This is a genomic window from Streptomyces carpinensis, from assembly GCF_002154505.1.
Taxonomy (GTDB): Bacteria; Actinomycetota; Actinomycetes; order Streptomycetales; family Streptomycetaceae; genus Streptomyces; species Streptomyces carpinensis.
In genome coordinates, this window is the sequence record NZ_MUBM01000433.1 from 1 (window position 1) to 9759 (window position 9759).

General features: G+C 73.6%; 8 protein-coding genes. 4 read left to right on the forward strand and 4 right to left on the reverse strand.

Annotation, left to right across the window (positions count from 1 at the left end):
- Positions 1 to 188: 188 nt before the first annotated feature.
- The 3 genes from BZY54_RS42150 (at position 189) to BZY54_RS42160 (ending at position 2472) form a co-directional block, all read left to right on the forward strand.
- Positions 189 to 764, forward strand: a complete 576-nt coding sequence (locus BZY54_RS42150; RefSeq protein ID WP_086730656.1) for an SAV_6107 family HEPN domain-containing protein — start codon at positions 189 to 191, stop codon at positions 762 to 764.
- A 170-nt stretch (positions 765 to 934) separates the two neighbouring features.
- A complete protein-coding gene (locus BZY54_RS42155; protein WP_167414160.1) occupies positions 935 to 1759 on the forward strand; it encodes a class I SAM-dependent methyltransferase in 825 nt (274 codons plus the stop codon).
- A gap of 311 nt (positions 1760 to 2070) precedes the next feature.
- Positions 2071 to 2472: a DUF3040 domain-containing protein gene (locus tag BZY54_RS42160; protein WP_086730657.1), complete on the forward strand. Its 402-nt coding sequence runs from the start codon at positions 2071 to 2073 to the stop codon at positions 2470 to 2472.
- A gap of 84 nt (positions 2473 to 2556) precedes the next feature.
- Here BZY54_RS42160 and BZY54_RS42165 read toward each other — a convergent pair whose 3' ends face one another.
- The 4 genes from BZY54_RS42165 to BZY54_RS42180 all read right to left on the reverse strand — a co-directional run bounded on the left by BZY54_RS42165 (position 2557) and on the right by BZY54_RS42180 (position 8306).
- The gene (locus tag BZY54_RS42165) at positions 2557 to 4938 is read right to left on the reverse strand and encodes a transglutaminase TgpA family protein (protein WP_167414161.1); all 2382 of its coding nucleotides are present in this window, start codon (positions 4936 to 4938) and stop codon (positions 2557 to 2559) included.
- 40 nt (positions 4939 to 4978) lie between these two features.
- Positions 4979 to 6427 carry a DUF58 domain-containing protein gene (locus BZY54_RS42170; protein ID WP_244217603.1) on the reverse strand — a complete coding sequence of 483 codons (1449 nt, stop codon included), beginning with the start codon at positions 6425 to 6427 and terminating at the stop codon, positions 4979 to 4981.
- Complete coding sequence (locus tag BZY54_RS42175; RefSeq protein ID WP_086730658.1) at positions 6427 to 7464, reverse strand: AAA family ATPase; 1038 nt, start codon at positions 7462 to 7464, stop codon at positions 6427 to 6429. The genes BZY54_RS42170 and BZY54_RS42175 overlap by 1 nt, the downstream gene beginning before the upstream one ends.
- Positions 7465 to 7757: 293 nt before the next feature.
- Positions 7758 to 8306, reverse strand: a complete 549-nt coding sequence (locus tag BZY54_RS42180) for a beta-class carbonic anhydrase (RefSeq protein ID WP_086730659.1) — start codon at positions 8304 to 8306, stop codon at positions 7758 to 7760.
- Positions 8307 to 8727: 421 nt separating this feature from the next.
- Here BZY54_RS42180 and rsmH point away from each other — a divergent pair, with 421 nt between their 5' ends.
- Positions 8728 to 9684, forward strand: coding sequence for a 16S rRNA (cytosine(1402)-N(4))-methyltransferase RsmH (gene rsmH / locus BZY54_RS42185; RefSeq protein WP_086730660.1), 957 nt, complete (start codon positions 8728 to 8730; stop codon positions 9682 to 9684).
- Positions 9685 to 9759 lie beyond the last annotated feature (75 nt).

Here is a 9759-nt window from a genome sequence, read left to right on the forward strand (position 1 = left end):
GGTCGGGGTGGCCTGCGTGGTGCTGGCGGGCTTCACCGCCGCCCGTGATCAGTCTCCTGAGGGCGTCGACGACTATCCCGAATGTGCGATCGAAGCAAAAGTCCAGGTCAGAACGGATTGTCAGTGGCATACCTCACGATGGGCACATACGGCATCCATGCCGTCACACAGACGACAGGAGGATCGTCATGGCCAACTCGTCCGCAGCCGCCGCCCGTCGGCGCCGCGCCACCGGCCCTGCCCCCTCACTGACCGGCCCGGCGAGCGACGTGCACCCCGTGCTCCGCCGGGCGACGGCTCCGCCCGCCGCCCTCGACCTGCTGGCAAAGGCCCGCGCGGGGCTCGACGAGGCCGCCGTCCTGGAAACGCCGAACGAGCGCTACGCGACGGCGCACCTCGCCGCCCTGCGCGCCGCCGCCGCCGTGCTCGCCGCGCGCGGGCGCCCCGAGACGACGCCCCGGCGCCGCGCGCGCATCCGCAGCGCCTGGGAGGTGCTTCCCGAGATCGCACCCGAACTCACCGAGTGGAGCGCGCTGTTCGCCTCCGGCGCGCGCCGCCGCGCGCTGGCCGAGGCCGGGGTCCAGGGCGCGGTCGGCCGCCGGGAGGCGGACGACCTGATACGCGACGTGGCGATGTTCGTCCGCCTCGTCGAGCGGATGCTGGTCCTCCAGCCGGTGCTGCCCCAGCCGCGTCAGGACACCGCCGAGCCCGGCACCGCCCGCCCCGGACACGACGTCCGGCACGACATGCCGGACGCGGGCTGAGCCGCCCCCGGGATCGCCGGGACCAGCGCCGGAGGCAGCGGGCGGGCAGGGCACCGGAGGCAATAGGGTGGAAGGCGCCTGAAGCCTTCCCCTCCCGTGCCGCGGGCGGAGGAGGCAGCCCGATCGCTCCGCCGTGCAAGAGGCGGTGCCGCCTCGAGGAGTCAACTGCCGTGTCGGACCCGATGCGCCCGCCCGTCTCCCACCGCCACCCTCAAGCGGCGTCGCTGCGCTCCGACCCCCGACCTCGCTCCTCCCTCCGTACCGCCGTGGTCTGGGAGGTCCTGCGGGACGCCCTCGACCGGCGGGTCAAGGCCACGGGGCGGGAGTCGCTGGACGTCCTCGACACGGGCGGCGGCAGCGGCAACTTCGCCGTGCCCGTCGCCCGGCTCGGCCATCGGGTCACCGTGGTCGACCCCAGCCCCAACGCGCTGTTCGCGCTGGAGCGCCGCGCCGCCGAGGCGGGCGTGCCCGACCGGGTGCGGGGCGTGCAGGGCGACGCGCACGGCCTCTTCGACGTGGTCGAACGCGGCGGCTACGACGCCGTGCTCTGCCACGGGGTCCTGGAGTACGTCGACGACCCCGCCGAGGGCGTGCGCAACGCGGTCGCCGCGCTGCGCGACGAGGGGATCCTCAGCCTGCTCGCCGCCGGCCTCGGCGGCGCCGTGCTCGCCCGTGCCCTGGCCGGCCACTTCACGGACGCCCGGCAGGCCCTCGCCGACCCGGACGGGCGCTGGGGCGAGGGTGACCCGATGCCGCGCCGCTTCACCGCCGAGCAGTTGACCGCGCTCGTCGAGGGCGCGGGGCTGAGGGTCGGCGCGGTGCACGGTGTGCGGGTCTTCGCCGACCTGGTGCCCGGCGTGCTCGTGGACACCGAGCCCGCGGCGCTGGACGCACTGCTGAAGCTGGAGGCGGCGGCGGCCGAGCTGCCGGCCTTCCACTCCGTGGCCACACAGCTCCACGTCCTCGGCGAGACCCGCGGCGCCACCGAGTCCTGAGCCGACGTCCGCGACCGTGTCTCCGAGCGGCCTTCGCGGTGGGCGCCGTGGCGGGCCCGGGGCGGTGGTCCGGGCGGGCATGGAGTCCGCCACAGACCCCCCCGAACCAGGCCTGGCCGCCGTATGATCGAGGGAGACCGTCCGGCATGACAGGTCGGCCGCCGGGGAATGGAAGCCTCAGCGAGCCGGGTCCGTCGTGGGGGTCCGGTTGGCCAGATGGCGCAGAGGGGCGGGTTTCACGGGGGCGATTCCCTGCCTATCCTGAAGAGACCCCCGGGTCGCCCCGGCGACTGCACGATGAGGAGGACTCCGTGCCGCTCTCGGAGCACGAGCAGCGCATGCTCGAGCAGATGGAGCGAGCGCTGTACGCCGAAGATCCCAAGTTCGCGTCGGCGCTCGAGGGAAGCGGGCTGCGTACGTACACCCGGCGGCGGGTCTACCAGGCGGTCGCGGGCTTTCTCGTGGGTATCGCGCTCCTCATGGCAGGCGTGATCGTCCCGTACTACTGGGTGAGCGTGGTGGGCTTCCTGGTGATGCTGGGCTGCGCCCTGCTGGCCGTGACCGGCTGGCGCAAGGCCCCCAAGCCGGGCGAGCGGCCCGCCGGAGGGCCGCCGGCCCGTGGTCAGGTCCGTGGTCAGGCCCGTCCCAAGCGCTCCATGATGGACCGGATCGAGCAGCGCTGGCAGCGCCGCCGCGACGAACAGGGGCACTGACCCCGAAGCAGCACCCCGGACGCGTGAGGGGCTGACCACCGTAAGTGGTCAGCCCCTCACTCATGCGGCACTCGTGGCCCGCCGTCAGCCCTGCTGTCCCGACGGCCTGCGCGGCGCCGGACGCAGGGCCGCGGCCCGGGACCTCACCGCCGCCCACCGGGCCGAGACCGTCCACGACAGGCGCGCGGCCGAGCGGGGAGCGAGCACGGCCCGCAGCCTCGTGCCCCGGGAGGCCGTGCTCCGCAGGCCCTCCGTGACGCGGCGGACGTCCTCGGCGAGACCCGCCACGGGGCGCGGACGCGGCGCGTAGAGGACTTGTTCCAGGGCGTCGGCCAGCCGGTGCACGGATTCGGCCGTCGCCGGGTCGAGACGACCGAGGCGGACGATCCGCGCGGCCGCCTTGCGCGGGGTCTGCGACTCGTCCGGCAGGATCCCGAAGTCCCAGGCCGTGTCCGTGAGTTCCCGCCAGACGGCCAGGGTGTGCGGTGTCGTGTCCGCCTCGCCCCGCCCGTGGGCGCCGAGCCGGACGGACCGCGTCCGCCTGCGCCACAGCATGGGCGACAGCGGGAGCACCACGACGGCCAGCCCGCCCAGCGCCCAGGCCGCCACCGCGTACCACCGCGGGCCGCCTCCGTCGACGGGCAGCGCGGCCTGCGCCGACGGGCTCGGGCACTCCTGCAGCCGCTTCAGCTCCGGCGGGCAGCCGGTGCTCGACGAGGACGGGGCGGACGGTTCCGTGCTCGCCCGCTGGGAGGGCACCGCCGGGTTCGGCAGAGCCGTGCCCGGATTGTCCGACTGCGTGTACGACGGCACCGTGCCGCGCGTCGGCGTCGGCTCGAAGCGGGTCCAGCCGACGCCCTCGAAGTACAGCTCGGGCCAGGCGTGCGCGTCCTTCAGCCCCACCGCGATGGTGCCGTCACCCTGTGGCGAGCCGGGCGCGAAGCCGACCGCGACCCGGGCGGGGATGCCGAGCGTGCGGGCCATCGCGGCCATCGCGAAGGAGAAGTGCACGCAAAAGCCCCGCTTGTTCTTCAGGAAGCGCGCGATCGCGTTGGAGCCGCTGCCGACCTCCACCTGGGTGTCGTACTGGAAGCCGCCGTCCAGGGCGAACCAGTTCTGGAGCTTGACCGCCTGCTCGTAGTGGTTCGCCGCTCCCTCGGTGACCGCCCGCGCGGTGCGGGCCACGACCCCCGGCAGCGTCCTGGGCACCTTGGTGTACTCGCGCCTCAACACCGCGGACGGCTCCGGCGCCGTGGCCAACTGCTCCGCGGTGGGCTGCACCTCCAGGCTCTTGACCTGGTACGACAGCCCGCGCGTGTTCTGCCCGTGGTCGCCGACCAGCGTCATGCCCACGGGTTCGTAGCGCCAGCTGCCCTTGATCCGCACACCGCTGGGCGGATACGGCATCGGCAGCCAGTCCTGGGCGTACCAGTCGGCCGCCGAGATCGACGTCGTGATCTCCGAGCGCTTGACGTCGCCGTCGAGGCCCGCCGGGGTGGGGAAGGGGTCGGGCACGCCGACGATGTGCCGCTGGGACGGCTTCCAGGTGGTGCCGTCGAAGTCGTCCAGCGACACGATCCGCAGGTACAGGTCGGTGGAGTCCTCGGAGTTCGTGCGCAGGCTCAGGACCGTGCGGTTCTCGTTCACGTTCAGGCTGTCGCGCAGTGAGACGAGCGGATTCACGGCGGAGATCGTGCCGCCGCTTCCGACGCCCGAGCCCACGCCCGCCCCGGCGGTGTCCAGCAGCCCGCCGCGCATGCCCGGCAGGGCGAGCGGCACCACCAGGGCGACGCCCAGGGCGACCGCGCCTATCCGGCGCCCCGCGCGCACCGGCGCCGTCGCCCCGCCCGGCTCGCCGCTTGCGGCGCGGGCCCCGCTGAAGACGCGACCCCACTGCGAGAGCCGGTCGCGGCCCTCGGCGAGCAGCAGCATCAGATAGCCGGCGGCGGCCACCAGGAACCACACCCAGTCCGTGCCGCCGGCGGACAGGCCCGCGGCCACGGAGTACAGCGCGAGCAGAGGCAGGCCGGCGGGGGCCGCGCTGCGCAGGGTCACGGCGACGGTGTCCACGATCAGGCCGATCAGCAGGACACCGCCGACCAGCATCAGCCGGATGCCGTCGGTCAGCGGTGCCGGGATCGCGTACCGGCCGACGTCGTCCGCGCCCTGCTGCAGCAGGACGGTCAGGTGCCGGAAGGCGTCCGGGCCGGGCACCAGCCCGACGACGGCCTGGGCCCGGGCGAAGACCAGGGTCAGGAGCACCAGGGTGACCAGGACCTGCGCCGCCACGGTCAGGGGCCGCGCCAACGGCACCCGCCGGGCCGCCGCACCGACACCCGACTGCACCGCCAGCAGCAGCGTGGCCTGCAGCATCCATGCCACGGAGGAGACCAGTGGCAGCAGCGCGCACGCCGCCATCAACGTGGCCAGCGCGGCACACAACGCCAGCCGTGCCCGTCCGCTCACGACCACGTCCCCCGTCCGCTGCCGGGGCCGACCGTCCCGCTCATGATCGTCCCTCTCCGTGGCCCGCGCCGCGAGCTCCCGCCACGGAGCCGGCCGCGCTCGCCGCGCCCGCACCGGCCGGGCTCGACGGGTCGTAGCCGGGCATGCTCGTCGGGCCGGCGCTCGTGCGGTCGCGGTCCGCCTGGCGCCACACCTCGGTCAGGGAGGCGCCCCGGGGGACGCTCACCGCTGTCCAGCCGGCGTCGCGGAGCAGCCGGAGCCGCTCCCCGCCCGCGTCGAGGGGACCGGGCACGTCGTCCGCTTCCCGCAGCCAGGTGTCGCTGTCCAGCACGAAGGCCACCGCGCCGCCGCTGCGCTGGCGCATCTTGGCGGCCACCGCGGCCTGCGCCTCGTCGAGGTCGCCGAGGAAGGCGACCAGCAGCCCCTCGTTGCCGCCGCGCAGCACGTCGTAGGCGCGGGAGAGCCCCGCCCCGTCCGAGTGGTCGATCACCGCGAGGGTGTCCATCATCAGCCCGGCCGCGTCCGCCGACTCCTGGCTGGCGCCCGCGAACCCGCCCGAGCCCTCGCCCGGCACCGAGCTGCCGGTGTCCGTCAGCAGCCGCACCGAGTAGCCCCGCTCCAGCATGTGCACCAGGACGGAGGCGGCACCCGAGACCGCCCACTCGAAGGCCGAGTCCGGGCCCGCGCCCCGGAAGGCGATGCCCCGGGTGTCCAGCAGCACGGTGCAGCGGGCCCGCTGCGGCTGTTCCTCACGGCGCACCATCAGCTCGCCGTAGCGCGCGGTGGACCGCCAGTGCACACGGCGCAGGTCGTCGCCGTAGCGGTATCCGCGCGGGATCACGTCGTCCTCGCCCGCGAGTGCCAGCGAGCGCTGCCGACCGTCGCCGTACCCCTTGGCCTCGCCGCTCAGCCGGACCGGCGGCAGCGGCTCCACGCGCGGTATGACGGTCAGGGTGTCGAACGTCGAGAAGGACCGGGTCAGTTCGCACATCCCGAACGGGTCGCTCAGCCGCAGCTGCAGCGGGCCGAGCGGATAGCGGCCGCGCAGGTCGGAGCGGACCCGGTAGGAGACCTCGCGGCGGCCGCCGGGCTCCACCCGGTCCAGCACGAAGCGGGGGCGCGGGCCGAGCACGTAGGGCACCCGGTCCTGGAGCATCAGCAGGCCCGTGGGCAGCCGGGAGACGTTGTCCATCCGCAGGTGCACCCGCGCCTCGCCGCCGGCGGGCACACGCGCGGGGGAGAGCCTGCGGCTGCCGGCGACCCGGTAGCGGGTGCGGTAGAGCACGGCGGCGCAGACCAGCGGGAGGACGGCGAGCAGCAGCCCGACCCGCAGCAGGTCGGGCTGCCCGAGGACGTAGGCGCAGATCGCGGCGGCGACCCCGGCGGCCAGGAAGGAGCGTCCGCGGGTGGTCAGACCGGCCAGCGCGGTGCGCACGCCGCCCCTGCCGCCCCGCTCGTCCTCCGCGCGCGTGGTCCCCGCGGTGCTCATCACAGCCTCCGCGGCTGCTGCCGGCCGAACTCCGGCGCGGTGCCGCCCAGGCCGAGGCCGCCGGCCTGCTGGGAGGCGGTGGGCACCGGGGTCTGCTGGAGGATCTCCTGGACGACCTGCTCCGCCGTGCGCCGGTTGAGCTGGGCCTGGGCGGTGGGCAGCAGCCGGTGGGCCAGCACCGCCACGGCGAGTGCCTGCACATCGTCCGGCAGTGCGTACTCCCGGCCGCTGAGGGCTGCGGACGCCTTCGCCGCGCGCAGCAGGTGCAGCGTGGCGCGCGGCGAGGCGCCGAGTCTGAGGTCGGGATGGGTGCGGGTGGCCGCGACCAGGTCCACGGCGTAGCGCCGCACGGTGTCGGCGACGTGCACCCCGCGCACGGCTTCGATCAGCTTGACGACCTCGTGCGCGTGCGCCACCGGCTGGAGGTCGTCCAGCGGGTTCACCCCGCCGTGCACGTCCAGCATCTGCAACTCGGCCTCCGGGCTCGGGTAGCCGATGGAGACCCGGGCCATGAAGCGGTCGCGCTGGGCCTCGGGCAGCGGGTAGGTGCCCTCCATCTCGACCGGGTTCTGGGTGGCCACCACCATGAAGGGGCTGGGCAGTTCGTAGCTCTGCCCGTCGATGGTGACCTGGCGCTCCTCCATGGACTCCAGCAGCGCCGACTGGGTCTTGGGCGAGGCGCGGTTGATCTCGTCGCCGATCACGATCTGCGCGAAGATGGCGCCCGGCTTGAACTCGAAGTCCCGGCGCTGCTGGTCCCAGATGGACACCCCGGTGATGTCCGACGGCAGCAGGTCGGGCGTGAACTGGATGCGCCGCACCGAGCAGTCGATGGACCGTGCCAGCGCCTTGGCCAGCATCGTCTTGCCCACCCCGGGAACATCCTCGATCAGCAGGTGCCCCTCGGCGAGCAGTACGGTCAGCGAGAGCCGTACGACCTCGGGCTTGCCCTCGATCACTCCCTCCACCGAACTGCGGACGCGCTCCACAGTGGCGGTCAGATCAGTGAGGCTCGCTCGATCGTCATAGGTCGTCACCCGGCCCTCCTCGGCCCTTCCCCACGCCCTTCACAGAGCAGAGGATTCCCCAACTTTCCGGGCCGACGCCCCGCTGAGCGGACCGGCCCACCCCGAACACGGACACCGCACCGGAAGAGTTCCGCGTGATGTCACACCACGCATTCTTGCCGCCGTTACCGATTCGTGTCACTCGCCTGTGGACAACTGGCCGCGATATGTCGTGCCTTACGGCCTTTCGCAGGTGACGTACCGCGGCCTTTTCGCGGGGGCGGGCGGAAGTTCGGGCGGCGGTGGCGGAACAGGCGCGGCGGTCAGGCGGCGGGGTCGATCTCGCGCAGCCGGCCCGTCTTGACGTCGAACACGAAACCGCGCACGTCGTCGGTGTGCGGCAGGAACGGCGAGGTGCGCACGCGCTGCATCGACTGCCGCACGTCCTGGTCGGCGTTCTTGAACGCCTCCACGGCCCAGGAGGGACGCTGCCCGACCTCCATCTCCAGCTCGTGCCGGAAGTCCTCGGTGATGGACTCCATGCCGCAGTTGGTGTGGTGGATGAGCACGACCCGGCGGGTGCCGAGCGCCCGCTGGCTGATGGCCAGCGAGCGGATCACGTCGTCGGTGACGACGCCGCCCGCGTTGCGGATGGTGTGACAGTCGCCGAGCTTCAGGCCGAGCGCGGCGTGCAGGTCGAGACGGGCGTCCATGCAGGCCACGACCGCCACCTGCAGGACGGGACGGGCGTCCATGCCCGGGTCGGTGAACGCGTCGGCGTAGGCCGCGTTGGCCGCCACGAGGCGGTCGGTGACGGCACCTCCCGTTATGGCGCCCTCGGACCCGGCGGGAACTGATGCAGAAGTCGTCATACTCATGACGTTACTGGTCGTGCGCGCTGCGGTCCTGCTGTGAGAAGGGACAAAGAACGCCACGATGGCCTGTTGTGAGCGACTCCACACGTACCGCAACCCCCCTCCTTACGGGTGAAACTCCCCGCAACGCCGTGTCGCCGGGACTGAGCCGGGCGACGCGCAGGCCGGTTGATTGACCGGGAGACAGGGTGGACTAAAGTGACGCGAAGCGGGAGGCGTGCCCCTCCCTGCTGGACTGCATACCCGGAGACCAGGGCATACACCCGAACGGTCTCCCCGCGTGCGCGGCGCGTACGTACGGCTCGGCCTCCACCCGCTTCCGGTCGGCTGACGCTTTTGGCGCCGGCAGGTCCTCTCGTCCGCGAGCGGTCGGGGACCCGGCGGTGCGTGCGGGGCGCGCCGGACCTGAGAGGGCCCCTTGAGCAACAGCCGACACGTCCCCGTGATGCTCCAGCGGTGCCTGGATCTGCTGGCACCCGCCCTGGAGCGGCCGGGAGCGGTGGTCGTCGACTGCACCCTCGGTCTCGGCGGGCACAGCGAGGCGCTGCTCACCCGATTCCCCGAGGCCCGGCTCGTCGCCCTCGACCGCGACAAGGAGGCGCTGCGCCTCGCCGGTGAGCGTCTCGCGCCGTTCGGCGACCGGGCCACCCTGGTGCACGCCGTCTACGACGAGCTGCCCGACGTGCTGGAGCGACTGGGCATCCCGCGCGCGCGGGGCGTCCTGTTCGACCTCGGTGTGTCCTCCATGCAGCTCGACGAGGCCGACCGCGGCTTCGCCTACGCCCAGGACGCGCCGCTGGACATGCGCATGGACCAGTCCACCGGCATCAGCGCTGCCGAGGTCCTCAACACCTACCCGGCCGGTGAACTGGTGCGCGTCCTGCGGGCGTACGGCGAGGAGAAGCAGGCCAAGCGGATCGTGGCCGCGATCGTGCGCGAACGCGAGAAGGAGCCGTTCACCCACAGCGCCCGGCTGGTGGAGCTGATCCGCGACGCGCTGCCGCAGGCCGCCAAGCGCACCGGAGGCAACCCGGCCAAGCGCACCTTCCAGGCGCTGCGCATCGAGGTCAACGGCGAACTCGCCGTGCTGGAGCGGGCGATCCCGGCCGCGGTGAAGGCGCTCGCCGTGGGCGGTCGGATCGCCGTACTGTCGTACCACTCGCTCGAAGACCGTCTGGTCAAGCAGGTGTTCGCGGCCGGCGCCGCCACCACCGCGCCCCCCGGCCTCCCGGTCGTCCCCGAGCGCTACCAGCCCCGGCTCAAGCTGCTCACCCGCGGTGCCGAACTTCCCACCGAGGAGGAGATCGCCGAGAACCGGCGGGCGGCACCGGCCAGGCTGCGCGGGGCCGAGCGCATCAGGGAGGACGTCGAGTGAGGCAGGGGGACAGTTGAGCAGGAAACCCGAACTGAAGGGCCGCGCCGCCCGGCTGGCGCGGCTCTTCAGTTCGGG